Here is a 26,411-nt window from a genome sequence, read left to right as displayed (position 1 = left end):
AAAGGCCGTGCTAGACCGCCCCCATGACCGATTTTTCCAGCGATACCGATCTTTCCGGCGAAGCCATTCTCGAGTTTGGCGACAGCGACTTCATAATTTTGAAAGCCGGCGGCTTTGTGCGTTGTGCCGTCACTGGTGACCCCATTCCCTTGGGCGAGTTGCGCTATTGGAATGTCGATGAGCAGGAAGCGTATCGCGACGCCTACGCAGCAAAGCGGCGCTGGCAGGAACTGCATGCGGAGCGCGGCGAATGATCGTCTCTTTCGCGCTTTTTGCGCTGGTCCAGACCACGGCACCGGCAGAGGAACGAGACGGTATTGGCGACTTCCTTGCGGCCAGAATTGAAGCCGAGGCGACACCTCTGAACCACCCCGAAGCCCCGGCCGGATGCGCCGGCGCCTTCATCGAGGGTGGTCTGCTTGCTTGCAATTACGGTCCCGACAGTCGGATCACACTGGGCGAGGATCGCTTCATCGCTGATGAGGCTGGCTGGATATTGCTCGGTCTGCGCCGACAGAGCCCGGAAGAGATTCGGTTCCGGGTCGAACGGGGTGGCGAGATCCTGATTGACGAGGTCCGGAACGTCGAGCAGCGGAGCTACAATCTGCAGCAGGTTGATGGTGTGCCGCAGGCCACAGTGACACCGGATCCGTCCACTGCCCTTCGGCGCCAGCGGGAGTATGCACAAAAGCAGGCAGCCTTCAGTTCTGTTTGGGACGGCCGAGGCTTCCTCGACGGATTTGTGGCGCCAGCCGAAGGCATTACGACCGGAATCTACGGCTCCGCCCGCGTCTACAACAATGGTCACGAAGGGAGCCCGCACTGGGGACTCGACTGGGCCAATGACGTGGGGACACCAATTCACGCGCCTGCATCCGGCCGCGTTACTTTGGCCGAACCTGACATGTATTACGAGGGCGGCTTGGTCTTCATCGATCATGGCCAGGGGCTGGTCTCGGCCTTCCTCCACCTCTCCGACGTACATGTGGCTGAGGGGGAAATTGTCGAGCAGGGGCAGCTCATTGGTGCCATGGGCGCCGGAGGGCGAGCCACAGGGTCACACCTCGACTGGCGGGTGAAGCTGCGCAACAGCTTTTATGTCGACCCGGCGCTGCTACTCCAGTTGGACCCTGCCACCCTCGACTAGTCCTGCGATTTGTATAGCGACTTGTCCCAGCGCCGGTGCATCCAGAACCATTGCTCTGGGGCTTTCCGGATCTCGCCCTCGACCCACTGATTGATCCGCGTCACGGTCTCTGCGATCGCGGCGGGTTTGTCTGGGTTCTCGGACAGTTTGATGGGTTCATGGGCTTCCACGCGGAAGCGCGCGCCGCCCACTCGCCTGACTGACAGCGGCACCAGCGGGCAATCATACCGCATGGCTAGGCGCGTTGGCCCTGGTGCCGTCATCGCCGGGAAGCCGAAGAACGGCGCTTCTATCCCGTCATTCATTTTCTGGTCGTTCATCAGGGCGACCGACTGGCCACTTGCGAGAGCCTTCATCAATGCCTTGGCTCCATCGCCACCCTTGGCGGTCAGTTGGGTAACGCCGTAATCCTTCCGCATGTTCGTAATTCGACGGTCGATCAGAACGTTATTGGCCGGGCGGTAGGTAATGTGACAGGGCAGGCCGGTTTGGCTGATGGCTGCAGCGCCGACCTCCCAGTTTGCGTGGTGCATGGAGATGATGACCAGGGGCTGACCATTGTCGCGGGCCGTCTCCAGCCGTTCGCGTCCGATGAACTCCACTCGCTCGGAAAACTCTGGGCCGGCAAACTGTCCAAGGTGGGGCATTTCGCCCGCCAGCCTGCCGTAATTGTCCCACATGCCGCCAAGCAGGCGCTCTATCTCAGTCGGTTCCGCCTCCGGGAAACAGCGCTGAATGTTGATGCGGGCGACCTTGTTGACCGACAGGAGTGGTCCAACCTGCCGGACCAGCGCCGCGGCCGCGTCAGATGCCTCGTCAATGGACTTGGCGCCGTACCAGCCGGCATAAGCGTCCCAAGCCAGCGCTTCGAGGCGCCAGCCCAGTCGGGTCAAGAGGCGAGCATTGCGTTGTGCATCGATCATGGCCGCGGGTTTACCCACCTCACCTTTAGGCGTCCATAACGTCGCGCAACAGGGCGTCGAGCGCCACTTCATTGGCAAATTCCGCCTGCACCGACCAGCTCGTAATGCCATCCGCCTGTTCTGGCCGGAGGCGCACATGGTCCTTGTCCGTCGTGACGAGGCGAGCGCGATGTCGTTCGGCTAAAAGCTTGAGTGCTTTCATGTCCCGGTCGCTATAGCGGTGATGGTCCGGGAACGCCGCGGTTTCGACGAGCTCGGCGCCTGCAGCCGTGAGTGCGTCAAAGAATTTCGAAGGACGTCCAATACCCGCAAATGCCACCAGCGGGCCTTGCGGTGGATCGGTTTCCGGTTTCAGCCAGGCTTGGAAGATCGGGATTTCAAGATCAGCCAGCCCCAGTCCTTCGTAATCCGGCAGCGTGGCGGCGTCCGGCGTCACGACGATTACGGCGTCTGCGCGCTTCAGCCCAACCTTGACCGGTTCCCGCAAGGGGCCTGCGGGAAATACAGTGCCCGGGCCCCATCCCCTGGCGCCGTCGATGACGACAAATGAGAAGTTTTTGTAGAGGGTCGGATTTTGGTGACCGTCATCCATCACGATGACATCAGCGTTGCCGTCGTCGGTGATGGCCTGTGCGCCGTCAGGGCGGCGCCGGCTGATCCAGGCGTCGGCAATCCGGGCCAAAAGCAACGGCTCGTCGCCGACTTCCGACGCGGAATGGCTTTGCGGTCGTACCCTGATCGGTCCGGCGAGACGCCCGCCATAGCCACGGGACAGGGCAGCCGGCCGATGGCCCATCGCCTGAAGTCGGCGAAGCAGTGTCTGGGTCACAGGCGTTTTGCCTGTGCCACCGACAGTCAGATTACCCACGCAGATGACCGGCAGGTCGGCATGCACAGGTGTCGTGGTCTGAATCCGGCGCGCGCCAATCGCCGCATAGAGCTGACCAAGGGGCGTCAGGAGCTTTCGGGTCATGCTACCCGAGCTTCGTCCGCCATCAGTCCGCCAGAATGCCGGCTCTCTCATGCATTGTCCTCGCGACTGTCCCCGTTCAGCAAGTCCAGAAGCGCTGTCAACGTGCGCTCGAGCGCGCCTCCGGAAGCATCGGATAACGCGCTGGTCCCGGCTTCAGGGGCGGGGCCTTCCCCCGCCCAGATTGATGAAACAGCTTTGGCGAGTGTCAAGCTGTCCATCGCCTCAAGGAGCGCGCCATGCCGGGTATAAGTGGCATAAATATCAGCAAAACTATCCCGGAAGGGGCCTGAGATGACCGCAGCGCCGCCTTGCGTGGCTTCGATCGGATTATGCCCGCCAATACCCGGCTTGAGACTGCCGGCAATGAGGGCGGCGGATGAGAGACTGAACCAGAGGGGCATTTCCCCAAGCGTATCGGTAAGCCAAACCTGCGTTTCGCTATCGGGCACCTCACCTTTCGACCTACGGGCCGTGTTATGGCCGGCGGCATGGACGAGGTCGGCAACGGCGTCAGCCCGCTCCGGGTGGCGTGGCGCCAGGATGAGCAAAGCGTCGGGGTGCTGCTCCAGCAGCCGCCGATGGGCATCCAGCACGATCGGATCCTCGCCGCCATGCGTCGAGGCGGCCAACCAGACTGGCCGATTGCCTAACCGATCGCGCAAGTCCTCCAGTTCGGGGCCCGGAGTGGCAACGGGTACATCAAGCTTGAGATTGCCGGCGAGTTCGACTGACCGCCCCAGCAAGTCCTCCAAGCCGTCACGCGTCCGGGTGTCTGCGGCGCCAATCCAGTCAAAGGCCCCCATGAGGGCCCTCGCGCTATCAGGTCGTTTTGACCAACCGGTCAAGGAGCGGTCATTCATGCGCGCGTTGACAAGCGCCAAGCGACAGTCCGTCCGCCGGGCAGCCGCCAAGAGGTTGGGCCAGAGTTCGGACTCTGCAAAGACCCCGACCTGGGGTTTCCAATGGTCGACAAAGCGCCGGACGGCCCCGGGTGTGTCGACCGGTACGTACTGGTGCCGGGCATAATCGCCCAAGCGGCTGGCCATCAACCGGGCCGACGTCACAGTGCCCGTCGTGACCAGCATGTTGAGCTCGGGACGATGATCGTGCAGCGCCTCGACGAGGCCAGCCAGCATCAGGCTTTCGCCGACGCTGGCCCCATGCAGCCATACCAGTGGGCCTTCCGGACGAGGCTGGGTCGCGTAGCCCAGCCGCTCGTGTAGCCGGGCCGGGTCCTCCTTGCCCTTGCGGGCACGCAAACGAAGAGCCAACGGGATGAGCGGCGCCAGCAGACGCGTGGCCTGGCGGTAGAGATGCAGTGTCGGTGTCCGCTTCACGTGATTTTGCCCGGCCGGATGGAAGGCCGGCGCTGCGGATCGGGTTCGACAATGTCGCCACCCATGGCCTCGTCGGCTTCACGGGTGATGGCGTTCAGCGTTGCTTCCAGTTGCTCTCGCGCCACGTCCAGTGCAGCGGCATCGGCATCTTTGGAGACGTAAATGGGTTCCCCCCAGATTATGATGCCGCGGGTGAAAAAGTGCGGCAGACATTGCTTGTCCCATGCCCGGTGCAAGATCGTTTTGCGCCGCGCCGACCAGGTGAAGGGAAGAATGGGAACGCCGGTATCTCGTGCCATGCGAACGGCGCCGTACCCCGCCCGCATGCGCGGCCCCCTTGGGCCATCCGGAGTCAGGGCTCCGCACCCACCGGCCTCGAGATGGCGCACCATGGCTCTGTACGCTGCTTCGCCCCCTTTTTCCTGACCGGGCTTGGCCGCGTTGCGGCTGGATCCGCGCACAAGTCCAACCTTGTACCAGCGCGCGAAACGCGCCCCGATGTCGCCTTCCCGGGACCGCGATGCGAGGGCCACCATGCGCTCGCGCTGGCGGGTCCAGCCGGCGACCGCCAGCACGACACGACCGTGCCAAACACACCCGATGATAGGGGACTTGTCGGCCCACACAGCTTCCACACGCTCGCCATTGCGGATTTCCCACCGCATGGAATGCCTCACCAGCTCAACATAGAGCATGGCCAGGAAGGCGACGATTTCCTGGGCCCAGGGTTTGGTGAGCAGTCGTTTCATCATGACAAACCCTAGCTCGCCCTCCCGCTGGCAAAGGTCAAGCATGCCGAGCGGTTGCGCCCCGCAGCTGCCCGGCCTAAATGCGACGCAGAAGAAAGGCTGACATGTCCTACGATCTTGAAAACCCCGCTGACCGCCGGCGCGCCTGGAATGATTACCTGTGGAAGGATCACGGCATCCTGCGCCAGCGCTTTACCAACATGCATGAAGTCGGCGGTGGCATGTGGAGATCGAACCAGCCTTCACCGCAGCGACTGGAGGAGTTGGCCGGGCAGGGGTTCAAGACCATCCTGAACATCAGGGGGACACAGCCGGGGGTCTGCTATTACGATCTGGAGAAGGAAGCTTGCGAGCGATATGGCCTGACCATGATCGACATGCCGTTCGGGTCGCGCGAGGCGCCTTATGTCGATCGCATCCAGCGCGCCGTCGGGATATTCAAGACGATTGACTGTCCCGCTCTTATCCATTGCAAGTCCGGCGCTGACCGTGCCGGCCTGATCTCGGTCATTTACGCGCTTGCCCACCTCAAAATGCCCTATGAGGAGGCAATCCAGCACCTCTCTTTGCGGTATCTCCACGTTAAGGCCGGCAAGACCGGGGTCCTGGATCATTTCTTCGAGACATATCGACGGTACAATGAGAGAACCCCAATCAAGTTCATGGATTGGGTGGAAAACGTCTATGACCGCGAGGCGGTCCAGGCCGAGTTCATGTCCAGCTGGTGGGGCAACTTCCTGACCGACCGGGTCTTGCGCCGCGAGTAGGTCCGCCCCATTTCCGCCGTATATTTTATGCTCCGCGGATTCATCAGATATGACGACTCCTGTGGAAAGTTTCAGGCACATTAATCCTCGTTAACCACATCCTGCGCTGCCCGTTGGTGGCGCGACCGTGGGAGAGGAGGAACATGATGCCGGACACCGCTGTCAGCTTCGAGCGCACACATGATCGGTTTACCCGACTGAATTTCCTGCTGTCTCGCGAGTCCGGCAATTCTTTCCTGAAGGCTTTTGTCCGTCATGTCGCCGAGGCCTTTGATGCAGATACGGCCTATTTGGCGCGAATTGATGCCACCCACACCCGCATGCAAACAGTCGCTGTTTCGTCGAACGACACCTTGTCTGACAATTTCTGTTACCAGCTTGCCGGTACACCCTGCGGCGAGGCAATGCAGTCCGGTGCGACGGTTTACGACGACAATGTGGCCGGGCATTTCCGCCGCGACTACATGCTCGGTGAGCTGGGCGTCCGCGCCTATGTCGGCATGCCGCTCTATAATGGCACGCAAACCGTCGGCATAGCCGTCGTGACGTTCAAGCGCGCGATCGACATGGCTGATGACGTGCTGTCCGTGCTCAGTCATTATCGCCGTCGGCTGTCGGCGGAAATCCTGGGCGTGGAATCCGGGCAACGGGCCGAGTTGGCCATCAGTGGAACCTCCGACGGCATCATTGATTGGTGTCTGCTGACCGACCAGATCTACATCTCGCCACGCGGGCGCGAGCTGTTGGGATACCAGGCTCGGGAGTTTACAGCGGCCGCGGACCTGTTTCTGGGCTTGATCCACCAGGATGATTGCCGGCGTCTCAGGTCCGATTTGCATCAGCATTACGTCTCAGGTCGTCCCTTTGACCTGTCGCTTCGGATAAAGGTCGTCGGCGGCAAACACCGGTGGTTCCGCTTGCGGGGTACGGCGGTGCGCAATCCGGACGGTGAGGCGACCCGGCTGGTCGGAGCGATGACGGACATTCATGATCTTGTTGAGGCCCGTCAGCAGGCCACGGAAGCCAGCCGGGCCAAGTCCAAATTCATCGCCACGATGAGCCATGAAGTGCGTACGCCAATGAATGGCATCCTCGGTATGTCGACCCTGTTGTCGACAACGCCGTTGACCCATGAACAACGCGAAATGGTTGAGCTCATTGAACAGTCGGGTCAGAGCCTGCTGGAGATACTCAACGGCATCATTGACCTGGCCAGTATCGAGTCGGGCCGGTTCGAGATCGAGAGTGAAGCCTTCAACGCGGCGGAGCTGGTGCGCAATGTCACCATGCCATACCGAATGAAAGCGCTCGACAAGGGACTTAAGTTCCAACTGGACATCGATCCCTGCGCTGACATGACCATCAGCGGCGATCCTGCTCGCGTGCGCCAGATCCTGTCCAATCTTCTGTCCAATGCGATCAAGTTCACGGCCCAAGGCGAAGTCCGCGTGCGCTGTCTCGTGCACCAGACCGCCGCAGGCGGTCATGATCTGACCTTCGAAGTCGGTGATACCGGTATCGGCATGGACGCTGAATTCTGTGAACGTCTGTTCCGACCATTCACGCAAAGCGAGTCCGAGCTGATGCGGGAGAACGGCGGGACCGGATTGGGCTTGGCCATCTCGAAACGTCTGGCCGAACTCATGGGCGGTGACATCACCGTGGAGAGTGCTCCCGGCGCCGGTTCGGTGTTCACGGCAACCTTGTCGGCCAGTGGTGAACGGCCGCATTCGCCTGCGATCCAGGCGCTTTAGGGTTGGCCAGGAGCGATGGCTCAGTCGCTATCCCCAAACTGTACTCGGCACAGGTCGGCATACAGCCCGCCCTTCATGAGCAGTTCGTCGTGACGGCCCTGTTCCCGGATTTCGCCGTCCTCCAGCACGCAGATCAGGTCCGCTTGCCGAACGGTCGAAAGCCGATGGGCGATAACCAGCGTGGTTCGATCCTTGGTCAAGCGGTCGAGGGCGGCCTGCACACGTTGTTCTGACTGCGTGTCGAGCGCGCTTGTGGCTTCGTCGAGGAGAAGAATGGGTGCGTTCTTCAGGATGGCACGTGCAATGGTCAGGCGCTGTCTCTGGCCGCCGGACAGATTGCTCCCGCGCGCCCCGACCGGACTGTCGTAACCGTCCGGGAGCGCCATGATGAAGTCATGCGCGTCGGCGGCCTTGGCTGCCTCGATTATAGCGTCGTTGTCGGCTTCGAGGTCCCCGAAGCCAATATTTGCCCGCACGCTGTCATCGAACAGGGTCGCGTCCTGACTGACCAGAGCCATGGCCTGTCGCAGCGACGCGATCGAGACCGAGCGGATATCCGTCCCGTCTATGAGGATTGCCCCGGATTGGGGATCATACAGGCGCGGAAGGAGATTGATGATGGTCGACTTGCCAGAGCCTGACGCGCCGACCAGGGCCACAGTTTTGCCGGCTTCGACATCAAGCGACAACGCTTTAAGTGCGGGCGTGCCGTCAGGATAGGCGAAGCTGACATTGTCGAAAATCACGCCGCCGTGCGTGACTTCCAGTGTCGGCGCCCGCAGCGGAGCGGTAACTTCTTCGGGCTCGTCGAGGACGCCGAATACCCTTTCCAGAACCGCGAAACCTTCCTGAACCACCGCGTTCAGCGTTCCGATCGCCCTCACCGGCGGGGACAAGATGGCGATGGCTGTCAGAATTCCGAGAATACTGCCGATGGTGGTTTCGCCGCTGATCAATCTCAGGCCGGCAAACGCGACCAGGCCGGCAAAGGCGAGGCCACCAACAATTTCCAGAATGGGATCTACGCGTGCCTTGTTTTCGGTGATGCGAAACAGGAATTTGAGGCGGTCTCGGAAGGACCGCTTGGCCCGGTCGAGCTCGTATTCTTCGAGGCTGTAGGTTTTGACCATCCGGGTGCCCGAGAAGCTCTCCTCCAGCTGGCTCGTCACCGTCCCCATCTGGCTCTGAGCCAGGGAGGATGTCTTGCGCAAACGCTGACCGATCTTGACGACCGGCCAGGCAGCTATGGGGTAAACAACCAGAATGAGTAGAGTCAGTGCCCAGTCGATCCACAGCATCCAGGCGATCACAGCGATGATCTGGAAGACGTCGCGCACCAGATTGTTGGCGAGACGCACCAGGGTTTCGCGCAGCAGGGTAATGTCATTGGTGAAGCGGGATACCAGGCTGCCGACCGGTTCGCCCTGCAGGCGCGCGAAATCCGACCGGACCAGCTTGGCAAACATGGCGTTCTGGAGGTCCTCCATGACATGGAGGGCCATGCGGTTGGTCTGCAACGTCTGCAAATACAGGCTGACGCTTCTCACCAGGCTGAGGCCGATGGCAACCAGCGGCACCAGCGGAAAGAAGCTGGGGTCCTGGGCTTCCAGCTTTTCGAATGTCCAGCGCACCAGGCCGGCATAGGAGGCAGCCGCGCCCGCGGTAATCGCAGACAGCACGATAGCCGACACCACGAGGCTGGGCCGGCGGGACACCCAGTCGCGCCAGAGCCGCTTGCCCAGCGACCAGGTCGATGGGCTGGAGGAGGGGGAGGGCTGCGTCAGCGTTGGCGCCCTATTTCTTGTCCTGCGCCGGGTCCATCAGGCGATGTGCGTGAATGATGAAATAACGCATGTGGGCATTGTCAACGGTCCGCTGTGCTGCGCCTTTCCAGGCCGCGCGGGCTTCGGCATAGCTGCCGAAGGCTCCGACGAAGTCGATCTGGTCGAGGTCCTTGAACTCGAAATTGTGCGGATCCACCTTGGACAGCTCGCCGCCGAAAACAAGGTGCAGGAGTTGGGCATTGACGTTTGGTTCGCTCATTGTGTGCTCCGGGCTTTGGGACAGGACAGACTAGAGACCGCCGACGGACATGGCGTCTACCAAGACGCTCGGGCTGTTCACGGCGCTGCGGAATTTCAGGTCGTTGGCGGGGACCAGGCGAGCGAATATGTCGACCAGATTGCCGGCGACCGTCACTTCGCTGACCGGGTGGTCGATCTTGCCGGCACTGATCCGGTATCCGGACACGCCAACCGACCAGTCGCCTGTATTGGCGTTCAGGGACGGGCCAAACATTTCCGTGACCAGCAGACCGTCTCCGGCCTGAGCCATCAGGTCTTCGGGCGAACTGGTTCCGGCCGCGAGATGGACATTGGTCGGACCGGCTCCTGGTGCACCACCCATATTGCGGCGGGCATGCCCGGTTGGAGCCAGGTTTAGCTGGCGCGCCGAGGCACTGTTTAGCAACCAGGTGGTCAGGCGCCCGTCGTCGATGAGGTTTATTGGAGCGTTCACCGTTCCTTCGCCATCGAATGGGCAGGACGCGTGGCCCCAGTCTCGGTGCGGGTCATCGATGATATCGATCCCGACCGAAAAGACTTGCGTTCCCAGTCGGTCGCGCAGGAAAGATACGCCTCGCGCCACGGCAGGCCCGCTGATTGCACCGCAAAGGGCGCCAAGAAAAGTGGTGGCCACGCGGCGATCAAACAGGACCGGGTAGCTGCCGCTTTGCATTTTCCGCGGCCCGACACGGCGGGCTGTCCGTTCGCCTGCTTCGCGGCCGATGTCCTCGCAGCTGCGCAGGTCGGCAAGGCGACGGGCGCTGGTCGAGCTATAGTCGCGTTCCATGGCACCATTGCTCTCAGCGATGACGCTGGCGCCGTATGCGAACTGGCTCTTGCGCCATCCCGAATTAAATCCGGTTGTGGTCGCGTAGGCGGCTGCCCCCTGGCCGAAGGACGCAAACGCCGTGTCGGTCTTGCTGACGCCCTCCACGGACCGCGCAGCCGTCTCGACGGCGATGGCACGCGCCTCCAGGTCTTCCGGTGACCATTCGCTGGCCTCGAACTGGGAGATTTCGGGCGGCGACGTCGCCAGGCGTTCTGGGTCGGCCAATCCGGCATAAGGGTCTTCCGGTGCCGCCTTGGCCATCGTCACGGCGCGTTCGATGGTGAACTGCCGTCCTGCCTCAGACAGGTCGGAGAAGGCCACACCGGCGGCGCGCTTGCCGACAAATACGCGCACGCCCGCATCCAAGCTTTCCGACCGCTCGATGTCTTCCAGTCGTTGGTCACGGACTGAAAGTTCAGTCTGTCGGGATTCGGCGACCGAAGCCTCGGCGGCATCGGCACCGGCCTTGCGGGCGCGTTCAATCAGATCGGCTGCGATATCTTGCAGCCGGCCGGGCGAGGGGGCGTCGATCGATTGGGTCATGACACGGCTATAGCGTCCGTCAGGCAGGCCGGGCAATGGTCAGGTCAGGGCCATCCACAGCAGGGCCACAGCGCAGCCGAGCAGGCACAGGAAGGTCAGACCCATACCGAAAAACCGGCCGGGACTTGTGCCCGCCCGCGTCAGCAGGCCCCAGGCATGCAGCGTGCGGCCGATAACCAGCGTCAGCCCGAGGCCGTGAATGAGCCAGACTGAAGCCCCCATGAAGCCCAGAATCGTGATGCCGATCAGCGCCATGGCCATATTCTCGGCGGCGTTGCCGTGGGCACGACAGGCCATTTCCAGCTGACCGTCGGTGCCATGGCCAAGCGGCAAGCCGGCCCTGCGGCGGTGCCGGATGACATTGATGCCGAGGAAAATGAACAGTAGCAGGTTGAGTGCGGCGTACAGCGCCACGGCTTGAAGTGCGGTCATGTGGTCCCCCTGGTGAATGTGTTCTGATCAGTCGGCTTCGGCCGGTTCTTTCGCTGCTTGGCGAATGGCATCCACCAGAACGGATGTGTCCTGGGCGCCTGACACGGCGAAACGGCCATTGAAAATGTAAGTCGGCACGCCGGATACGCCGAGTTTCCGGTAGAACAGCTCTTCTTCCCACACCGGCTTTTCGTCCCGATCCGTGGACAGCAGGTCCCGCACAGTATCCGGGTCAAGCCCGGCCTGGCCGGCCAGGGAGGTCAGAGTTTCAGTATCGCCGATGTCGAGTCCGTCCTCGAAGAACGCCTTGAAAAGGTACTCAGCCAGATCGTCGGCTTGCCCCTGGCCACGCGCCCAGCGCATGACCCGGTGGGCGTTCAGCGTGTTTGGTCGGATTTCGAGCTTGTCGAAATTGAAGGTGATGCCGATGGTCGGGCCTGCCTGTTCGAGATGGTCGCGCATCTGCCGCCAACGCCCGGCATCCTCGCCGGCGAACTTCTTTTCCATGTACGCCTGATACGGAACGCCTTCGCGCGGCAATGTCGGATCCAGCTGGAATGGGCGCCACAGGGTCTCGATCTTGGCTCGCGGTGCAGACTGGAGCGCCTGGTCCCAGTGGCGCTTTCCAAGCCAGCACCACGGGCAGACGAAATCGGCGATGAGGTCAACGGAAACGGAGTGGGTCATGCCTCTCAGTTAGGCGGTTTTGCTCGCGATGGCGAGTGCCGAGGGCGTGTTGGGGTACGTCATCCCTCCGCCAGCGGCGTGAGTGTGGGGACATCTGGCAGAAGGATGACGCCCACCGGCCCACCCAAGGCCGGAGTGCCCCCCGCTCAGACAGTGATGTCCAGCAGGGTATCGGTCAGCTCGGCGGCCGTCCGGGCTACCATGGCCGACGCCGCGTGGGCGGTCTCGGCCTTGCTGACGGCCACCGCAGCCTGGATGATCCCCTCACCGCGGGCTGAGGCGCTGACAGTATCGCGGGCTGCGGTGGCCATCTGGGATTGGGCCGACAGCATTCCGGAAACAGCGGTATTGAATGCAATATTCATGGGCCTAGAGTATGCCGCTAAGAAGACTTGCAACAGCCGATTTAGGCGTTGCGGTTAAGGGCCGGTAAGGGGGAAGTGGAAAATGCGATCTGTGTTGCGTGCAGCAGCCGTTGTACTGGCCCTCGGTGTGGTGGCCCTGACCGGCGTGGTGGTCTGGGCCTGGGCGCCAGATATTGAGCGGAATGTCCTGGTGGAGCGCTACAGCAATGCAGCCTCGCGCTTTGTCGAGCTGCCTTCGGGAATAGAAGTGCACCTGCGCGACGAGGGCTGCGCAGACTGCCCGCCTGTCGTGCTGGTTCACGGTTCCAATGCGTCGCTGCACACCTGGGAGCCCTGGGTGGAGTTGCTGCAGTCCGATTGGCGGTTGATCTCGATAGACATGCCGGCTCACGGGCTGACCGGGCCCACCGCCGACGCCGATTACTCGATTGGCCGGGCAGCCGGCGTCGTTGAAGAGGTGCGCGCTCATTTGGCGCTCGACCGGATCCACATCGCCGGCAATTCGCGCGGTGGTGCCATCGCGCTGTACTATGCAGTCGAGCATCCTGATCGTGTTGCCAGCCTTGGCTTGCTCAATGCGGCCGGGGCACCCTGGCCACAGGATGATGACGAGGATGGCTCTCCCTTGGTCTATGCCCTGGCAGACAACCCGCTGCTGGCGCCGCTGCTGCAGAACCTCCTGCCGGCAAGTCTCATAGAAGGCGCAGTCAGCTCGGCTTTCGTCGACAAGACGCTGGTGACCGACGACATGGTTCGTCGCTACCAGGACCTGCTTCGCTATCCGGGCACTCGCAGCGCGACATTGATGCGGCAGGACCTGGAGTATCCGCTTGAGCCTTACTACCAGGCGCACACGCTGGACATGCCGGTCATGGTGATGTGGGGCGACCAGGACACAATCGTGCCTGTCGGCCAGATGGCCCGGTTTCTCGAAGTGATGCCCCATGCCCGCCCGGTGCTTTACGAGGGGGTTGGGCATGTGCCGATGGAAGAAATTCCTGCCCGCAGTGCCGCTGATTACGCGGCTTTCCTGGTCGATGCGGAGAGGGCACGGGACGGGTGAGTGTCCCCGGGGACCCGACCGGGTCGGGTCCCGCTAGCACGCCGAATGGAAGACCTGCACGGTTAGGGCCTGTTTCAACGGCCTAAAGGTGCCTGACCATCATGTCTACCAGTTCCAGTCCCAGCCCGACCCTCAACGTGGCGTTTGAATTGTCCGAGGCTGATCTCGCTTTCTTCCAGGCGCGTCTCGACGGTGCCCGGCGTGATGCGGACGGGGTTGATGATGCGCGCATCCTGGCCGGTGTCGCGGACATGATGAACAAGGCTTTGGCCGCCAATCCGCCCGAGTTCGTGCGGTCTCGAATCCGCGCCTTGGGGCCTCTGATCGCCATGCTGGATGATGCAGACTGGCGGTTGGAGGGCGAGGATCGCGACCGGGTCCTGGATATGTTGGCCTATTTTGCCGAACCGGAAGACCTTATCCCCGATCACACTCCGGGCATCGGTTATCTCGATGATGCGATCATGATCGAGATTGTCTCTGCAGCGCTGGCTCCTGAACTGGAAGCGTATGGCGAGTTCGTCGCTCATCGCGATGAGGTCCAGCTTGCAACGCCGGAGCCCGTTGTCGCTGACCTTGAAGCGGCCCGGAACGTGATGCAGGCGCGCATGCGGCGGCGTCGGGCGCGGGCCCGTGCCGGCGGTGTTTGGGCGCATTCAACCGTCATCCGGCACTACTTCTGACGCAGCTCTGCCTCAAGTCGTCGCAGGCGGTTGGTGGGTCTTCAGGAACCTGCCGACCGCCTTTGCGGCTTGCCGGATACGCTGCTCGTTTTCCACCAGGGCCAATCTGACATAGCCCTCGCCGTGCTCCCCGAAGCCGATGCCCGGCGCAACCGCCACTCCGGTATGTCGAACGAGCGCTCCGGCGAACTCCATTGAACCGGAGGCCTCCCAGCCGGGTGGCAGGGGTGCCCACGCAAACATGGAAGCGTCGGGTTGCGGGATAGTCCAACCTGCCCGACCGAAACTCTCTACCAGAACATCGCGCCGGTGCTGATAGATCCTCCGCGCTTCCTCGACACAGTCTTGCGGGCCGTCCAGAGCGGCACAAGCTGCGACCTGGACCGGTGTGTAGGCACCATAGTCCAGATAGGACTTGACTCGTGCGAGGGCGCCAACGAGGCGCTCCGCTCCGACCGCGAATCCAACCCTGAATCCGGCCATGGAATAGGTCTTGGACATCGAGGTGAACTCGATCGTGCGTTCGCGCGCTCCGTCGATCTGCAAGACCGAAGGCGAGGGCTCGTCGTTGAAGTAGATTTCCGCGTATGCGAGATCGGACAGAATGAGGAGGTCGTGTTGCGTCGCAAACGACACGATGTCCCGATAGAAATCGAGGCTGGCGGTCTGGGCCGTGGGATTGGCCGGGAAACAGACCACGACTGCAATCGGTTTGGGCACCGTATGCCGAACAGCATGATGCAGGCCACGCAGGTATTCCTCCGGTGTCGGAGCATGTACGTGTCGGATGGTTCCGCCGGCTATCAGAAATCCGAATGTATGGATCGGATAGGATGGGCAAGGTGACAACACGACATCGCCCGGGGCCGTAATCGCCTGGGCGAGGTTTGCAAATCCTTCTTTCGAGCCAAGCGTAGCCACCACTTCCCGGTCCGGGTCCAGCTGAACTCCGAAGCGACGTTCATAATAGCGCGCCTGGGCCCGCCGCAGGGCCGGGATGCCACGCGAGGCGGAGTATCGGTTTGTGCGGGGGCGTGTTGCGATTTCACGAAGCTTGTCAGTGATATGGGCGGGAGTCGGAAGGTCGGGATTTCCCATTCCGAAGTCGATCACGTCGATACCGTCTGATCGAGCCGATGCTTTCAGGTGATTGATTTCTTCGAAAACATAAGGCGGAAGACGTTTGATGCGGTGGAATTCCATGCCTGAACTCGCTGGTGACGGCAGATTCTTTCATTGAAGCCCTATCGTCTGGATCCCGCAAGCGCCTCGTTCGGTGCCGCGCGGGCCCGCTTCCGCCGGGAACGAAATGGGCACGTAGTCGTTATCTCGGCACATCTATCCAAGAGGTCATGCCATGCAGTCCTTCATCATTTTCTTGCTGGGTACGATCCTGGTCATCGTCGGCGTCGGCTATGCCATGATGATGCTCGGCGTGCCTCCGGTGTGGATCGGCGTCGCCATTCTCATCATTCTGGGGATCTCAGTTGCCAGCGGGGCTGGTCTTGCCAAGAAGAGCAAGAGCGGGAAGTCTGAAGTGACGATCAACGAGGTTCACCGCGACTGAATTGCGACGTGATACAGAATTTGGCGGCCGTCGGGCGGAAGGCTCGGCGGCCGTTTTCTTGCGACCGCTTTCAGTCCTCCCCTTTTCCTTCTTTGTCCAAGCGTCTAAAGCCTGCGAACGACGCGCCGATGTACAGGCGCCCCTAGTCGATGGAGCCAGCCATGCAGTCACGGTCTTGCCAGGTGCTTGTTGTCGGAGGCGGTCCCGGTGGATACCCAGCCGCAATTCGGGCCGGTCAGTTGGGCCTCGACACAATCATCGTCGACAAGCACGGTCTCGGTGGCACCTGTCTGAACCGGGGCTGCATCCCGTCCAAGGCGATGATCCATGCTGCCAGCAAGTATGAAGACATGGTCGCGCATGCGGAGAGCGATGCGCTGGGGATTTCCCTGGCCGAAGCGCCGCGGCTCGATATGGGCAAGCTGGTCGGCTGGAAAGACGGTATCGTGTCCAAGCTGACCGGCGGCGTCGGGCAGCTTCTCAAGGCCGCAGGCGTCGAGCACATCGCCGGCTGGGCGGAGTTCAAGGACGCGAAGACTTGTGTCGTCAGCGGTGATGACGGGGAACCGGTGGAGATCCACGCTGAGCATGTCATCCTCGCCACCGGCTCCATTGAAGTGGAACTGCCATTCCTTCCGTTCGGTGACCGCGTAATCGGCTCAACGCAGGCGCTCGACCTGACCGAGCGGCCAGACCGTTTGGTGGTTGTCGGGGCGGGCTATATCGGGCTTGAGTTGGGGATAGCCTTCCGCAAGCTGGGCACCGAGGTGACCTTCATCGAGGCGCTCGACCGGATTTTGCCGCTTTACGACAAGGAGATCACGCGCCCGATCACCATGTGGCTCAAGAAGCATAAGGTCGACGTCAATCTGTCCTGCAAGGCCAAAGGAATGGTCGAAAAGGACGGTCAGGCGGTCCTCGAGTATGAAGACAAGCAGGGCAAGACACAGTCTATCGCCGCCGATCGCATTCTGGTGGCAGTTGGTCGAAAGGCCTGCCTTGAGGGCTGGGGCCTTGAGAATATGGGGCTTGAGCTCGACAATGGCCGCTTCATCAAGGTCGATGACAAGTGCCGCACGGGCATGCGCAATGTCTACGCCATCGGCGACGTGGTCGGTGAGCCGCTCTTGGCCCACAAGGCGACCGCGCAGGGCGAAATGGTTGCCGAGCTGATTGCCGGGCATCGCCGCGTATTCGACCCTGTGGCGGTCGCTGCCGTTTGCTTTACCGAGCCGGAAGTGGTTGGCGTCGGCGTGACGCCGGATGAAGCCAAGCAGGCTGGCGAGGACATCATCACCGGCAAGTTCCCGCTCGCGGCTTCGGGGCGCTACCTGTCGATGGAAGCGGGAACCGATGGCGGGTTTGTACGCGTGACGGCACGCAAGTCAGACCATGTGATTCTCGGCATCCATGCGGTCGGCAAGCATGTCTCCGAACTGTCTGGTGAATTTGCCCTGGCGGTCGAGATGGGCGCGCGCCTCGAAGACATCGCGGGGACCATCCATGTACACCCCACGCTGACGGAAGGCTTCGCAGAATCTGCCCTGACTGCCCTGGGGCACCCGATCCACATATCAGCGCCAAGATAATCGATGCAGAACAGCACTTCACTGTCAGGCCTCCTCGCGCCCGAGCAGGCTCGGGAAGGAGAGGGGCTGGGTTGTGTGGACTTCGACACTGCCTTTTTCAGAACGCTCGTTGCCAGTCCGGGAGACATCGACGAGCTCGGGCATGTGAACAATGTCGTCTATTTGCGTTGGGTCCAGGCCATGGCCGTGACCCACTGGCGGCAGATTGCGCCGGCGGACATGGTCGACAATGATATCTGGGTCGCGCTGAAGCACACGATTGAGTATCGCGACCCGATCCTGCCTGGTGAAAAGGCCGAACTTCGGACTTGGCTGGGCGAGGTGAGAGGGCCCCGATTCGACCGGCATGTAGATATTCGCAAGCCTGGTTCGCGCCGGTTTTCAGCCCGGTCGGTGACCGAGTGGTGCCGTCTCGACATGAAGTCGCGGCGGCCCAAGCGGATCGGCCCCGAGGTGATGCGCGCCTTTGGCTTGCCGCTCTGATGCCTTTCAGAGCCTGGCCTGGATGCCAAGTTCATCGGCCAGGGCATTGAGCTGTTCCAGCACTACGTCTTCCATAGGGATGCCTTCCCGCCTGCGCTTGCCGGTGAAGGCGCGTTCCGGGGCACCCGGGTACAAGACCGGTGTGTCCCACTCCATGGGGGGGCTGGAAAGGGCATAATCGGCCATCGCGCTGATTTCGTCCTCGATCCATGTCGGGTCTCCAAAGGCAGCCGGGTCCATCAGGACACTGAACAAGCCGTTCTGAATGCCGCCGCGCCGTTGATTTTCGGGTTGAATCGTTCCCGAGCGGGAGAGAACTCCGGCGAGGAACTCCGCGGCAAAAGCGAGGCCGTACCCTTTGTGATAGCCGAACGGGGTGAGGGCGCCTCGCAGCTCGAAGCCTGCCATCCCGGCGGGGTCTGTCGTCGGCATGCCGCGATTGTCCAGCAGGCAATCGGCCGGCAACTGGTTGCCGCGGGCAGCCGCGAGTCGAACTTTTCCGAGGGCAATGCGGCTGGTCGCGATGTCGAGCACGAACGCCGGGTGTTGGCCCTGGGGTGGGAAGGCGATGCAGATCGGATTGGTACCAAAACGGGCATCGGTACCCCGGTACGGGGCCACAAGGGGATCGTGATCGGTCACGTTGACGAAGAAGATGCCGACGAGGCCGAGTGCCGCCACGCGTTCGCCATAGGCTCCAATGCGACCGAGATGATGGGCCTTGGCCAAAGTCGCGGCGACCAAACCGTTGGTTTTGGCTTTGGTCGCCGCAGCATCGATCAGGCAATTGGCGGCGGAGACGCCCCAGCCGCCCCGGGCATCCACTTGGAGCAGGGCCGCCGTCTCCTGCAAGGTCTCGTTCTCGCTGTCGAGCGCGACCAGTCCTTCTCTGGCGTGTCGGGCGTAGGTTGGAAGAAGGGCCGTGCCGTGGCTTTCGTGGCCGGCCAAATCCGCAGTTACCAAGTGATGCGCAACTGCCTCTGCATCTGCTTCCCTTGCGCCAGCAGCGCTAAGAATGGCGCGGGAGAAGCTGATGAGATCAGCCTCGGCGAGTCTCTTGCTTGTCGGCATTCGTCCGGCTTTCGCGACTGGTTTCTCGAAACATTGATATTTTCATATTCCGTACACCGATTTTTAACGATGAATCCTGACCGAAAGTGTCGCGTTTTGGCACAGGTAACCATTTGTTCAGCTCGAAGCTCGTCAAGCCACTGATTTTAATGGCCAAAAAAAATCGGGATTCGGTTCAAAAATCGATTCGCACTTAAGCGTTTGGCAACTGCTATCGGACATTATCCCTCTCGTCGGGTCGGACAGGGCCCGTTTGAAATCACCAGGCGCGAGAAGACGGAAAAACCCGGGCCGCGCCGACCAGTTTAGGGATGAAGGGTATGTCGATGAAAACAACCGGAAGCATGATTGTGGCGGCTGCAATGACGGCCATGACGTTCGCCGTGGCGCCGGCCATGGCTCAGGACCGGGAGCGCACCGAAGTGGCCGCTCCGGAATATCCGCGAGGCGCCGAGCGTCGTGGCATCGAAGGCTATGCGGTGGTGCAGTATACAGTGGCGCCGGATGGCAGCGTTGCCGATGTCACCGTCGTCGAGGCCGAACCGGAAGGCGTGTTTGATCGGGCCGTTACACGGGCCATCGAAGGTTGGGCCTACGCGCCGGCAGCGGCGGCTACGGAAGGTATGACCCAGCGCTTTGACTTTAATCTGGGTGGTTAACGCCCGGAGATTTCACACCATTCAGCAAAAGAACTGAAACGTGTGATTGACAATAAGAATTCATTTACGGCGGCGCGGTAGCGTCGCCGTAGTTTTTTGATCCTGGCCATTAACCCTAAGGGGCCTTGCAATGAATTCCGTGCTCGCGAAGTTATTCGACAAAACGACCAGCATACGGGTCCGCCTGCTGGCAGCTTTCGGCCTCACTTCGGCCATGACCCTGATTGCCGCCATTGTCGGTGTTACCGGCTTCAATTCTGCCAATAATGCCGTAGGTCAGATCGCTGACCGGGCAATTCCCGAAACGCAGGTCGTTGACGCACTAAGCGAACACAGTGTCGGGGTCAGCGAGGCGCTCGCTGCCTTCGCTCTGTCGCCGACAGTTGAAGACCGGCTGGAGAACTATAACCGGGTGGTCGGCTACCGCGACTCGCTCGAAGCTCAACTGGTGCAGTTGCAGAGCATCTCCGGTGCCGCCGGCACGGAGAGCCTGGCCGCCGCGGTTGCTGACATCAACGAGCTCGTCGAAAGCATGAACGAGCTGGTCGAACAACGCCTGCAGATCCGCGACCGCCGGTGGTTCGCTACCAGCGAGGCGCGCGAGGCCCGCACCGCGCTCGCTGCAAGCGTCGAAAGCGCGCTGGACGTGTCCACTGAAGCCGATATTGAAAGCCTGTTGCGCGCTCTCCTGGCGGCCAACCAGATGATGATCCAGTACAATGAGGTCGACATCGCCGCTTCCAATCCGGAAGTTGACGCCCTGCTCGACCGATGGGACGAGGCGGTTGGCGAAATCGATGTCAACCTGGCCATTCTCGGACCGCTCGTGTCTGACGTGATGCGCGGACAAGCGGATACGTTGATCAATTTTGGTGATGGCGAGAACGGTATCTTTGATCTCCGCAAGGACGAGCTGGCCGCTGTGGCTGCCGCCGAAGCGGTTGCCGAGGAAGCCCGTCTGTCGGCGGACGAGCTGCTCGCCCAGGTCGACGGTTTCAAGCAGGCTGTGGCGACCCGTGTAAACGACGCCACGAATGCCGCGAACACGGCTGTGGTCACTGGCCGCATCCTGCTGATGGCGATTGCCGTCATCGGCCTGGCGATTGCTGCTGCCATTGCCTGGTTCTACGTCAACAACATCCTCCTCAAGCGTCTGAGCGCGATGGCCCGCACCATGAGTGCGCTGGCTGAGGGCAACAACGACGTCAATCTCGGCTTCACGCCGGGCCGTGACGAGATCGGCGATATGGCCCGGTCTGTGGATGTATTCCGCGCCAACGCCATTGAGCGTGCCCGACTCGAAGAGGAAACCGAAGCCGAGCGTCGCATGAAGGAAAAGCGGTCGGCAGCCGTCGAGAGCCTGATCCAGGCGTTCGAGCAGGCGTCGTCCGATGCACTCGGCCAGGTCGGCGAAGCCGCCAGCCGGATGGAATCCGCAGCTCGTGCCATGAGCTCAACCGCAGCTTCGACCACCGGCAAGTCCGCTGCCGTGGCACAGGCATCCGAAGGTGCGTCGCAAAACGTCCAGACCGTGGCCGCGGCGGCCGAGGAAATGGTTTCATCGATCGGTGAAATCAGCCAGCAGATCGCCCGTTCCACCGAGATTGCCGGCAGCGCCGTCGATCAGGTCGAGCAGACCAATGGCGATGTCCAGCGTCTCGATGACGCAGCCAAGTCGATCGACAATATCGTCGCGCTCATCAACGACATCGCCGAGCAGACCAATCTGCTGGCCCTGAACGCCACCATCGAGGCGGCCCGGGCCGGTGAAGCCGGCAAGGGCTTCGCGGTCGTGGCGTCCGAGGTCAAGGCTCTGGCCAGCCAGACCGGCGCAGCGACACAGAATATCTCCGAGCACATTTCGGGGATCCAGGGTGCTACGGCCAAGGCGGTCGAGGCGATGTCCTCGATCGGCGGCACGATCCACGAGATGAGCGAAATCGCCACCGCCATCGCTGCGGCGATGGAAGAGCAGCGAGCTGCTGCCGGCGAGATCACGCGCTCGGCTCAGGAAGCTGCCGACGGAACACGCGACGTGTTCTCCAACATCCAGGAAGTCGATCAGGCAACGTCGGAAACCGGCGAAAGCGCTGGCCAGGTTCTCGAGGCCTCGCTGGCAGTGTCCCGCCAGTCGGATTCCCTCAAGACCGCGGTCGAGCAATTCCTTCAGGAAGTGCGTGCCGCGTAAGCTGCAGACAAACTGAAAATCGACACCGCCCGTGGCTTGCCAGCTGCGGGCGGTGCGCGTATATGCCGTCCCTCTTCCCGAGGGAGGATGTGGCGAGGTAGCTCAGCTGGTTAGAGCGCACGACTCATAATCGTGAGGTCGAGAGTTCAAGTCTCTCCCTCGCCACCACACATGCCCTGCGGCAAGCGGGTTTTCATTTCTGGAACTTTGTAGAGCCCGAAGCATCGGTGCGACATAACCGCCAAGGCCGATGAAACGCCGTGCAGGCGGCCTTTCTGGATGCTTAACTGGCAGCAGTTGCGAGGAATGTCATGTCACGCGCCAATGTCGGTTTGATCGTCTTCGCCAGTGCCGTCGCGCTGGCGTGCATCGCGTTTGTCGTCGCGGGTCTGGCACGCCTGCCGGATGTCGCAATGTCCGGCCATGGCTGGTTCGCCCTGATACTGGGTATCGTGTTCAGCGTGATCCTCGGTGCGATCCTCGCCACCGTGCTGATCATCGGTCGGCGGCGCGGTTTCGACGAAGCTGCACACGAGATGTATCGCCGACAGGTGCCCGGGGGCGACCCGGAGAATTAGCGTACGGCCTCGGTGGCTTGGCTGATCCAGGCGAGGAAGCTGGCCGCACTGGCTTCAGCCTCGACCGGCAGAGCGACCACCGCCGGCTCGTCATAGGGGTGCAGGCGCACGATCTCGTCGCGCAGGCTACGAGCTTGGTCGGTTGTGGTCTTGAATATGGCAACGCATTCCTGCGCTTGTTGCACGCCATCCTGCCAGCGATAGACGCTCGTTACCCCTTTCATGATGTTGACGCAGGCACACAGGCGCCTCTCCACGAGGGTATGAGCGGCAGCATGAGCCGCGGCTTCATCCGGCCACGTGCTGTAAAGCAGGCGATGGGAGGTCATGGTCAAGGCTCTCCTGATCATTATATAAGCGCCGCATGACGCAGACTCCAAACTCACAATCGGCCCTGGTTCTCTACTCCGGTGGCCAGGATTCGGCCACCTGTCTCGCTTGGGCGTTGAATCGCTATGACTGGGTCGAAACCGTCGGCTTTGCTTACGGTCAGCGCCATGATGTCGAACTCCAGGCGCGTGTTGAAGTGCGTGACGCGATCAAGCAGGCGTTTCCGGACTGGGCGGAGCGGTTAGGCGAAGACCGGGTGATCGACCTGTCCGGATATGGGGCTGTAGCCGAAAGCGCACTCACTTCTGAACGGGCCATTGAAATGGAGGCAAGCGGCCTGCCGTCGACCTTTGTCCCCGGCCGCAACCTTGTCTTCCTGACCATCGCCTCGGCGCTGGCCTACCGGCGTGGTCATTCCGTCCTTGTGGGTGGCATGTGCGAAACCGATTACTCGGGCTATCCCGACTGTCGCAGGGCGACGATGGACGCCATGCAGACCACGCTCTCGCTCGGCCTGGATACCCCGGTCGAAATCGCAACACCCCTCATGCACCTCGACAAGGCCGCTACCTGGGCGCTGGCGCATGAGCTGGGCGGGCATTCTCTGGTCGATCTGATCCTGGACCTGTCGCACACCTGCTATTTGGGCGTTCGCGGGGACCGACATGCCTGGGGGCATGGATGCGGCACCTGTCCGGCGTGCGAGCTTCGTGCGCGCGGATGGGCAAACTGGCAAGCCGGAGCGTCTTCATGAGTTACTCGGTCAAGGAGCGTTTCCTGACGGTGCAGGGCGAGGGCGGGCAGGCCGGACGGCCCGCTGTGTTTCTCCGTTTCGCCGGCTGCAACCTGTGGAGTGGACGGGAGCAGGATCGGGCAGCGGCCGTGTGCAATTTCTGCGATACGGATTTCGTCGGTCTGGACGGTCCGGGCGGGGGGCGGTTCAAGACCGCCGAGGCGCTCGCCGATGCGGTGGCAGAGTTGTGGCCGGGCGGCGGAAGTCCGCTCGTTGTATGCACCGGAGGAGAGCCCTTCCTGCAGCTCGACGAGCCGCTGGTCGACGCCTTTCATGCGCGCGGGTTTGAAGTGGCTGTGGAGACAAACGGTACCCTGCCGGCTCCCAAGGGGCTGGACTGGATCACAGTCAGCCCGAAAGGCGCGTCGGAAGTAATCCTGAAAAGCGGTCACGAGCTCAAGCTGGTTTTCCCCCAACCCGAACTCGATCCGGCGGATTTTCTCGATTGGGACTTCCGACGGTTCTCACTACAGCCAATGGACGGTCCGGCCATGATGGAGAATGCCCAGGCAGCATTCGATTACTGCCTGGCGCATCCACAATGGTCGCTCAGTCTACAGACCCACAAGTGGATCGGGGCGCCTTGAAGTCGGCTGACCTCAGCTCAGCTACATGCCCGGGCGGCGCGGCTGTTCCAGACTGTCACCGATGTCATCGGCAAAAGCCCAGATGGCACGGCGGGCATCGCCCCAGCGGCTTGAACCGGCCGCCTGTTCGATCGACGGTGTTTCCCACTCATAATGATAGGTGCCTACCACGCTGCCGTCAGCGGCGTAGAGTGTGCCTTCCAGCTCAGCCCCGCCAATCGAGAAGCTCTGCAGAGACAGGCTGGGTTCGGCGGCCAGCTGGGCCATCGTGGGGTGGTTCGGATCAGCGTCGAGAAGGGTGACCTGAAGCCGATAGCCCGGCATCGAATACTCTGCCAGTTCGCTTTCCAGTGCCCGGTGGGTCATGCGGGCGAGCGTATCCAGCTCGCGTTGGCCGTACTCGTCGGCCTTGGCCAGAAGCTCCGGCCCTAGAGTTATCGGCTCGATCGCTACCGGTTGGGCAGCCAGAGCCCCTCCGACGGCCAGCGGAGCCAGCGTCAGAGCTGTGAATGTGCGCAGCATACAATCCTCCATTAAGGCGAAATCTGCTGCGCGCAGCTTACCAGAGCGGCAGGGGACCCCGAAATGAATTGCACGTTAGGTCGGGGCGCTAGTCCTTGTCGTCGTCATCATCGCCGCCAGGAATGGCCGCGCCCACAACGGCGCCGGTCACGTCGACAGCCGCCCCGACGGTACCTACCGCAACGTCGGTCGCCAGTGCGGCAGCGCCGATGGCAAGGCATCCATTCAGCGCAGGAGCGATCAGGGCGAGGGTCAGGAGGGTGAAAAGGCGGCGCATGATGGTCTCCGTGGGAAGGCTTCAGTCCTGTTCTCGTTGATCATGCTTTCCGCTTGATGAAGACGGAGCGTCGGCGGGCAGTATCTGGACCCTGAGCGGCTCCCCCCCCACAAGGTGGACGTCGCGTTGCGGAAAGGGGAATTCGATGCCGTGCTCGTGATAGCTGTCCCAGACGGCCAGCAGGACTTCGCTGGTGACATTGTTGACGCCGGCTTCCGGGTCCCGGATCCAGAACCTCAATTCTAGGTTCACGCTATTGTCGCCGAACTCCATGAGATGGCAGATGGGCTTGGGTGTCGAGACTACTCGGGCAACACCTTCGGCGGCCTCGATTGCCAGTTCGCGCGCCTTGTTGACGTCGCTGCCGTAGGAGATGCCGATTGTGCGCTTGACGCGCACGGTAGGTTCCGAGAACGACCAGTTGATCACCTTTTCCGTGATGAAATACTCGTTCGGAATGAGGTGTTCGTGCCCGTCCCGGGTTTTTACCGAGGCAAACCGCATGCCCAGGGTCGATACCCGCCCAAAGGTCTCATCCACCGAAATGACGTCGCCAGGCTTGATCGACCGGTCGAGCAGCAGGATGACGCCAGAGACCAGATTCGAGAAAATCTTCTGCAGTCCGAAGCCGATGCCCAGGCCTATCGCACCACCGAAAATGGCGAGGGCCGACAGGTCGATGCCGACGGCGGTCAGGGCCAGCAGGCCGGCGGCAGCCATCAGAGCCACCTGGATGGCCTTGGTAATCAGGATCTGGGCCGATGGATTGAGGCTTGGCAGGCGTTGGACGCGCGTGCTCAAGACGCGCGAGATGAAGGCCGCGACCCAGTAGAATATCGCCACCACGATTGCGGCGCGCAGGATTGTCAGCACCGATACTCGCCGCTCTCCACCGTCATCTGTTTCGCCGATCGTGAAGCCAAAGCCGTCGAGAAACTGCGACGCGGGATCAAGCCATCCCAGAATGTTCAGCGCTGCAATGATCCAGGCCAGTGTGGCTGCCGTGCGGGCCCAGAACGGGTCATTGATCAGCGCCGAAACCAGCCGGATCACCACCCAAAGGGCGAACAGGCTGGATGCCGTGCGGACGAGGAAGGTCTCCATCTCGGTGGCTTCCAGCGCGTACAGGACCGCCGAGAGCAGTATCCAGCCAGACAGTGGTCCGGCGATGGGAGCTATGAAGCGGATCGCCGCGGCCTTGAACCGTTGGAGCGGTCCCAGGTTGAAGACGTGCGCAAAGCCGTCGGTGACTTGCTTCTTGGTTGCAAAGGCCACGACCAGGGCAATGGCGATGGCAGTAATCTGGACCCAGAAGTCGGCGCTCACGGTTTCCGCGCGCAGCCAGGCGAGAACGGCCTCGGCCCTGGATTGGATCGCGGCTTCGTTGAGCAACTCGTCAATGTCGAGATCGGGGGTGGTCATGCCGTCTCCCTGCCAGGTCGGTAGAGCTTA

At 61.8% G+C, this 26,411-nt stretch carries 30 protein-coding genes and 1 tRNA gene; 15 read left to right on the top strand and 16 right to left on the bottom strand.

The window, feature by feature from the left end:
* Positions 1–23: 23 nt before the first annotated feature.
* Both ACXYMR_RS12480 and ACXYMR_RS12475 read left to right on the top strand, forming a co-directional pair.
* The gene (locus ACXYMR_RS12480; RefSeq protein WP_458943207.1) at positions 24–254 is read left to right on the top strand and encodes a DUF2093 domain-containing protein; all 231 of its coding nucleotides are present in this window, start codon (positions 24–26) and stop codon (positions 252–254) included.
* The gene (locus ACXYMR_RS12475; protein WP_458943206.1) at positions 251–1,147 is read left to right on the top strand and encodes a M23 family metallopeptidase; all 897 of its coding nucleotides are present in this window, start codon (positions 251–253) and stop codon (positions 1,145–1,147) included. The genes ACXYMR_RS12480 and ACXYMR_RS12475 overlap by 4 nt, the downstream gene beginning before the upstream one ends.
* Here ACXYMR_RS12475 and ACXYMR_RS12470 read toward each other — a convergent pair.
* The 4 genes from ACXYMR_RS12470 to ACXYMR_RS12455 are packed head-to-tail and all read right to left on the bottom strand — an operon-like array spanning position 1,144 to position 5,132.
* Positions 1,144–2,142 carry a lysophospholipid acyltransferase family protein gene (locus ACXYMR_RS12470; protein WP_458943205.1) on the bottom strand — a complete coding sequence of 333 codons (999 nt, stop codon included), beginning with the start codon at positions 2,140–2,142 and terminating at the stop codon, positions 1,144–1,146. The genes ACXYMR_RS12475 and ACXYMR_RS12470 overlap by 4 nt on opposite strands.
* Positions 2,096–3,094, bottom strand: coding sequence for a tetraacyldisaccharide 4'-kinase (gene lpxK, locus ACXYMR_RS12465; RefSeq protein WP_458943204.1), 999 nt, complete (start codon positions 3,092–3,094; stop codon positions 2,096–2,098). The genes ACXYMR_RS12470 and lpxK overlap by 47 nt, the downstream gene beginning before the upstream one ends.
* Positions 3,091–4,380 carry a 3-deoxy-D-manno-octulosonic acid transferase gene (locus ACXYMR_RS12460; protein WP_458943203.1) on the bottom strand — a complete coding sequence of 430 codons (1,290 nt, stop codon included), beginning with the start codon at positions 4,378–4,380 and terminating at the stop codon, positions 3,091–3,093. The genes lpxK and ACXYMR_RS12460 overlap by 4 nt, the downstream gene beginning before the upstream one ends.
* The gene (locus tag ACXYMR_RS12455; RefSeq protein ID WP_458943202.1) at positions 4,377–5,132 is read right to left on the bottom strand and encodes a lysophospholipid acyltransferase family protein; all 756 of its coding nucleotides are present in this window, start codon (positions 5,130–5,132) and stop codon (positions 4,377–4,379) included. Before ACXYMR_RS12455 ends, ACXYMR_RS12460 begins: the two co-directional genes overlap by 4 nt.
* Positions 5,133–5,233: 101 nt before the next feature.
* Here ACXYMR_RS12455 and ACXYMR_RS12450 point away from each other — a divergent pair, with 101 nt between their 5' ends.
* The gene (locus ACXYMR_RS12450; RefSeq protein WP_458943201.1) at positions 5,234–5,896 is read left to right on the top strand and encodes a fused DSP-PTPase phosphatase/NAD kinase-like protein; all 663 of its coding nucleotides are present in this window, start codon (positions 5,234–5,236) and stop codon (positions 5,894–5,896) included.
* 143 nt (positions 5,897–6,039) lie between these two features.
* The gene (locus tag ACXYMR_RS12445; protein ID WP_458943200.1) at positions 6,040–7,650 is read left to right on the top strand and encodes a sensor histidine kinase; all 1,611 of its coding nucleotides are present in this window, start codon (positions 6,040–6,042) and stop codon (positions 7,648–7,650) included.
* A gap of 20 nt (positions 7,651–7,670) precedes the next feature.
* On the opposite strand, the gene ACXYMR_RS12440 is transcribed toward ACXYMR_RS12445, so the two are convergent.
* The 6 genes from ACXYMR_RS12440 to ACXYMR_RS12415 all read right to left on the bottom strand — a co-directional run bounded on the left by ACXYMR_RS12440 (position 7,671) and on the right by ACXYMR_RS12415 (position 12,569).
* A complete protein-coding gene (locus ACXYMR_RS12440; protein ID WP_458943199.1) occupies positions 7,671–9,329 on the bottom strand; it encodes an ABC transporter ATP-binding protein in 1,659 nt (552 codons plus the stop codon).
* A gap of 115 nt (positions 9,330–9,444) precedes the next feature.
* Positions 9,445–9,693, bottom strand: coding sequence for a DUF4170 domain-containing protein (locus ACXYMR_RS12435; protein WP_458943198.1), 249 nt, complete (start codon positions 9,691–9,693; stop codon positions 9,445–9,447).
* A gap of 30 nt (positions 9,694–9,723) precedes the next feature.
* Positions 9,724–11,085, bottom strand: a complete 1,362-nt coding sequence (locus tag ACXYMR_RS12430; protein ID WP_458943197.1) for a TldD/PmbA family protein — start codon at positions 11,083–11,085, stop codon at positions 9,724–9,726.
* A 39-nt stretch (positions 11,086–11,124) separates the two neighbouring features.
* Entirely contained in the window at positions 11,125–11,517 is a 393-nt protein-coding gene (locus tag ACXYMR_RS12425) for an MAPEG family protein (RefSeq protein ID WP_458943196.1), read from the bottom strand.
* A gap of 27 nt (positions 11,518–11,544) precedes the next feature.
* Positions 11,545–12,204 carry a DsbA family oxidoreductase gene (locus tag ACXYMR_RS12420; protein WP_458943195.1) on the bottom strand — a complete coding sequence of 220 codons (660 nt, stop codon included), beginning with the start codon at positions 12,202–12,204 and terminating at the stop codon, positions 11,545–11,547.
* Between the two features lie 146 nt (positions 12,205–12,350).
* Positions 12,351–12,569, bottom strand: coding sequence for a flagellar hook protein FlgE (locus ACXYMR_RS12415; RefSeq protein WP_458943194.1), 219 nt, complete (start codon positions 12,567–12,569; stop codon positions 12,351–12,353).
* Between the two features lie 82 nt (positions 12,570–12,651).
* Here ACXYMR_RS12415 and ACXYMR_RS12410 point away from each other — a divergent pair, with 82 nt between their 5' ends.
* Both ACXYMR_RS12410 and ACXYMR_RS12405 read left to right on the top strand, forming a co-directional pair.
* Positions 12,652–13,632, top strand: coding sequence for an alpha/beta fold hydrolase (locus tag ACXYMR_RS12410; protein ID WP_458943193.1), 981 nt, complete (start codon positions 12,652–12,654; stop codon positions 13,630–13,632).
* 101 nt (positions 13,633–13,733) lie between these two features.
* Positions 13,734–14,315, top strand: a complete 582-nt coding sequence (locus ACXYMR_RS12405) for a YkvA family protein (protein ID WP_458943192.1) — start codon at positions 13,734–13,736, stop codon at positions 14,313–14,315.
* 12 nt (positions 14,316–14,327) lie between these two features.
* Here ACXYMR_RS12405 and ACXYMR_RS12400 read toward each other — a convergent pair whose 3' ends face one another.
* Complete coding sequence (locus ACXYMR_RS12400) at positions 14,328–15,518, bottom strand: LL-diaminopimelate aminotransferase (protein ID WP_458943191.1); 1,191 nt, start codon at positions 15,516–15,518, stop codon at positions 14,328–14,330.
* A gap of 154 nt (positions 15,519–15,672) precedes the next feature.
* On the opposite strand from ACXYMR_RS12400, the gene ACXYMR_RS12395 reads away from it, so the two are divergent.
* From ACXYMR_RS12395 to ACXYMR_RS12385, 3 genes are all read left to right on the top strand, one after another.
* Positions 15,673–15,882, top strand: a complete 210-nt coding sequence (locus tag ACXYMR_RS12395) for a hypothetical protein (protein WP_458943190.1) — start codon at positions 15,673–15,675, stop codon at positions 15,880–15,882.
* Between the two features lie 161 nt (positions 15,883–16,043).
* Entirely contained in the window at positions 16,044–17,471 is a 1,428-nt protein-coding gene (gene lpdA, locus ACXYMR_RS12390) for a dihydrolipoyl dehydrogenase (RefSeq protein ID WP_458943189.1), read from the top strand.
* A gap of 3 nt (positions 17,472–17,474) precedes the next feature.
* On the top strand, positions 17,475–17,954 hold the full coding sequence (locus tag ACXYMR_RS12385; protein ID WP_458943188.1) for an acyl-CoA thioesterase: 480 nt from the start codon (positions 17,475–17,477) through the stop codon (positions 17,952–17,954).
* Positions 17,955–17,960: 6 nt separating this feature from the next.
* Here the strand turns inward: ACXYMR_RS12385 and ACXYMR_RS12380 are convergent, their stop codons facing one another.
* Positions 17,961–19,025 carry an Ldh family oxidoreductase gene (locus tag ACXYMR_RS12380; RefSeq protein WP_458943187.1) on the bottom strand — a complete coding sequence of 355 codons (1,065 nt, stop codon included), beginning with the start codon at positions 19,023–19,025 and terminating at the stop codon, positions 17,961–17,963.
* A gap of 320 nt (positions 19,026–19,345) precedes the next feature.
* Between ACXYMR_RS12380 and ACXYMR_RS12375 the strand changes: the two genes are divergently transcribed.
* From ACXYMR_RS12375 to ACXYMR_RS12360, 4 genes are all read left to right on the top strand, one after another.
* Positions 19,346–19,684 (top strand): energy transducer TonB, encoded by a 339-nt coding sequence (locus ACXYMR_RS12375; RefSeq protein ID WP_458943186.1) that lies wholly within the window; start codon positions 19,346–19,348, stop codon positions 19,682–19,684.
* A 130-nt stretch (positions 19,685–19,814) separates the two neighbouring features.
* The gene (locus ACXYMR_RS12370) at positions 19,815–21,872 is read left to right on the top strand and encodes a methyl-accepting chemotaxis protein (protein ID WP_458943185.1); all 2,058 of its coding nucleotides are present in this window, start codon (positions 19,815–19,817) and stop codon (positions 21,870–21,872) included.
* A 91-nt stretch (positions 21,873–21,963) separates the two neighbouring features.
* Positions 21,964–22,040 (top strand) — tRNA-Met (locus tag ACXYMR_RS12365).
* Positions 22,041–22,183: 143 nt separating this feature from the next.
* Complete coding sequence (locus ACXYMR_RS12360; protein ID WP_458943184.1) at positions 22,184–22,450, top strand: hypothetical protein; 267 nt, start codon at positions 22,184–22,186, stop codon at positions 22,448–22,450.
* On the opposite strand, the gene cutA is transcribed toward ACXYMR_RS12360, so the two are convergent.
* Positions 22,447–22,779 (bottom strand): divalent-cation tolerance protein CutA, encoded by a 333-nt coding sequence (gene cutA, locus ACXYMR_RS12355; protein ID WP_458943182.1) that lies wholly within the window; start codon positions 22,777–22,779, stop codon positions 22,447–22,449. The genes ACXYMR_RS12360 and cutA overlap by 4 nt on opposite strands.
* A 35-nt stretch (positions 22,780–22,814) precedes the next feature.
* Here cutA and queC point away from each other — a divergent pair, with 35 nt between their 5' ends.
* Positions 22,815–23,534, top strand: coding sequence for a 7-cyano-7-deazaguanine synthase QueC (gene queC, locus ACXYMR_RS12350; RefSeq protein ID WP_458943180.1), 720 nt, complete (start codon positions 22,815–22,817; stop codon positions 23,532–23,534).
* Positions 23,531–24,160, top strand: coding sequence for a 7-carboxy-7-deazaguanine synthase (gene queE / locus ACXYMR_RS12345; protein WP_458943179.1), 630 nt, complete (start codon positions 23,531–23,533; stop codon positions 24,158–24,160). Before queC ends, queE begins: the two co-directional genes overlap by 4 nt.
* 21 nt (positions 24,161–24,181) lie before the next feature.
* Here the strand turns inward: queE and ACXYMR_RS12340 are convergent, their stop codons facing one another.
* The 3 genes from ACXYMR_RS12340 to ACXYMR_RS12330 all read right to left on the bottom strand — a co-directional run bounded on the left by ACXYMR_RS12340 (position 24,182) and on the right by ACXYMR_RS12330 (position 26,381).
* Positions 24,182–24,682, bottom strand: coding sequence for a hypothetical protein (locus tag ACXYMR_RS12340; protein ID WP_458943178.1), 501 nt, complete (start codon positions 24,680–24,682; stop codon positions 24,182–24,184).
* An 88-nt stretch (positions 24,683–24,770) separates the two neighbouring features.
* Positions 24,771–24,959, bottom strand: coding sequence for an NF038104 family lipoprotein (locus tag ACXYMR_RS12335; RefSeq protein WP_458943177.1), 189 nt, complete (start codon positions 24,957–24,959; stop codon positions 24,771–24,773).
* 21 nt (positions 24,960–24,980) lie between these two features.
* Positions 24,981–26,381, bottom strand: a complete 1,401-nt coding sequence (locus tag ACXYMR_RS12330) for a mechanosensitive ion channel family protein (protein WP_458943176.1) — start codon at positions 26,379–26,381, stop codon at positions 24,981–24,983.
* Between the last annotated feature and the right edge of the window lie 30 nt (positions 26,382–26,411).

Source organism: Maricaulis sp. CAU 1757 (genome assembly GCF_054482675.1).
Note: the sequence above shows the minus strand (reverse complement) of the source record. Positions and strands in the feature narration are given on the sequence as shown.

Bases quoted from the DNA above. Each gene is read 5' to 3' on its own strand.
- ACXYMR_RS12435 (WP_458943198.1), bottom strand. From the start codon at position 9,693: ATGAGCGAACCAAACGTCAATGCCCAACTCCTGCACCTTGTTTTCGGC.
- ACXYMR_RS12470 (WP_458943205.1), bottom strand. From the start codon at position 2,142: ATGAAGTGGCGCTCGACGCCCTGTTGCGCGACGTTATGGACGCCTAAA.
- queE (WP_458943179.1), top strand. From the start codon at position 23,531: ATGAGTTACTCGGTCAAGGAGCGTTTCCTGACGGTGCAGGGCGAGGGC.
- ACXYMR_RS12425 (WP_458943196.1), bottom strand. From the start codon at position 11,517: ATGACCGCACTTCAAGCCGTGGCGCTGTACGCCGCACTCAACCTGCTA.
- ACXYMR_RS12410 (WP_458943193.1), top strand. From the start codon at position 12,652: ATGCGATCTGTGTTGCGTGCAGCAGCCGTTGTACTGGCCCTCGGTGTG.
- ACXYMR_RS12330 (WP_458943176.1), bottom strand. From the start codon at position 26,381: ATGACCACCCCCGATCTCGACATTGACGAGTTGCTCAACGAAGCCGCG.
- ACXYMR_RS12405 (WP_458943192.1), top strand. From the start codon at position 13,734: ATGTCTACCAGTTCCAGTCCCAGCCCGACCCTCAACGTGGCGTTTGAA.
- queC (WP_458943180.1), top strand. From the start codon at position 22,815: ATGACGCAGACTCCAAACTCACAATCGGCCCTGGTTCTCTACTCCGGT.
- ACXYMR_RS12445 (WP_458943200.1), top strand. From the start codon at position 6,040: ATGATGCCGGACACCGCTGTCAGCTTCGAGCGCACACATGATCGGTTT.
- ACXYMR_RS12340 (WP_458943178.1), bottom strand. From the start codon at position 24,682: ATGCTGCGCACATTCACAGCTCTGACGCTGGCTCCGCTGGCCGTCGGA.
- ACXYMR_RS12420 (WP_458943195.1), bottom strand. From the start codon at position 12,204: ATGACCCACTCCGTTTCCGTTGACCTCATCGCCGATTTCGTCTGCCCG.
- ACXYMR_RS12450 (WP_458943201.1), top strand. From the start codon at position 5,234: ATGTCCTACGATCTTGAAAACCCCGCTGACCGCCGGCGCGCCTGGAAT.
- cutA (WP_458943182.1), bottom strand. From the start codon at position 22,779: ATGACCTCCCATCGCCTGCTTTACAGCACGTGGCCGGATGAAGCCGCG.
- ACXYMR_RS12400 (WP_458943191.1), bottom strand. From the start codon at position 15,518: ATGGAATTCCACCGCATCAAACGTCTTCCGCCTTATGTTTTCGAAGAA.
- ACXYMR_RS12475 (WP_458943206.1), top strand. From the start codon at position 251: ATGATCGTCTCTTTCGCGCTTTTTGCGCTGGTCCAGACCACGGCACCG.
- ACXYMR_RS12370 (WP_458943185.1), top strand. From the start codon at position 19,815: ATGAATTCCGTGCTCGCGAAGTTATTCGACAAAACGACCAGCATACGG.
- ACXYMR_RS12480 (WP_458943207.1), top strand. From the start codon at position 24: ATGACCGATTTTTCCAGCGATACCGATCTTTCCGGCGAAGCCATTCTC.
- ACXYMR_RS12335 (WP_458943177.1), bottom strand. From the start codon at position 24,959: ATGCGCCGCCTTTTCACCCTCCTGACCCTCGCCCTGATCGCTCCTGCG.
- lpdA (WP_458943189.1), top strand. From the start codon at position 16,044: ATGCAGTCACGGTCTTGCCAGGTGCTTGTTGTCGGAGGCGGTCCCGGT.
- ACXYMR_RS12395 (WP_458943190.1), top strand. From the start codon at position 15,673: ATGCAGTCCTTCATCATTTTCTTGCTGGGTACGATCCTGGTCATCGTC.
- ACXYMR_RS12375 (WP_458943186.1), top strand. From the start codon at position 19,346: ATGTCGATGAAAACAACCGGAAGCATGATTGTGGCGGCTGCAATGACG.
- ACXYMR_RS12415 (WP_458943194.1), bottom strand. From the start codon at position 12,569: ATGAATATTGCATTCAATACCGCTGTTTCCGGAATGCTGTCGGCCCAA.
- ACXYMR_RS12385 (WP_458943188.1), top strand. From the start codon at position 17,475: ATGCAGAACAGCACTTCACTGTCAGGCCTCCTCGCGCCCGAGCAGGCT.
- ACXYMR_RS12455 (WP_458943202.1), bottom strand. From the start codon at position 5,132: ATGATGAAACGACTGCTCACCAAACCCTGGGCCCAGGAAATCGTCGCC.
- lpxK (WP_458943204.1), bottom strand. From the start codon at position 3,094: ATGAGAGAGCCGGCATTCTGGCGGACTGATGGCGGACGAAGCTCGGGT.
- ACXYMR_RS12430 (WP_458943197.1), bottom strand. From the start codon at position 11,085: ATGACCCAATCGATCGACGCCCCCTCGCCCGGCCGGCTGCAAGATATC.
- ACXYMR_RS12360 (WP_458943184.1), top strand. From the start codon at position 22,184: ATGTCACGCGCCAATGTCGGTTTGATCGTCTTCGCCAGTGCCGTCGCG.
- ACXYMR_RS12380 (WP_458943187.1), bottom strand. From the start codon at position 19,025: ATGCCGACAAGCAAGAGACTCGCCGAGGCTGATCTCATCAGCTTCTCC.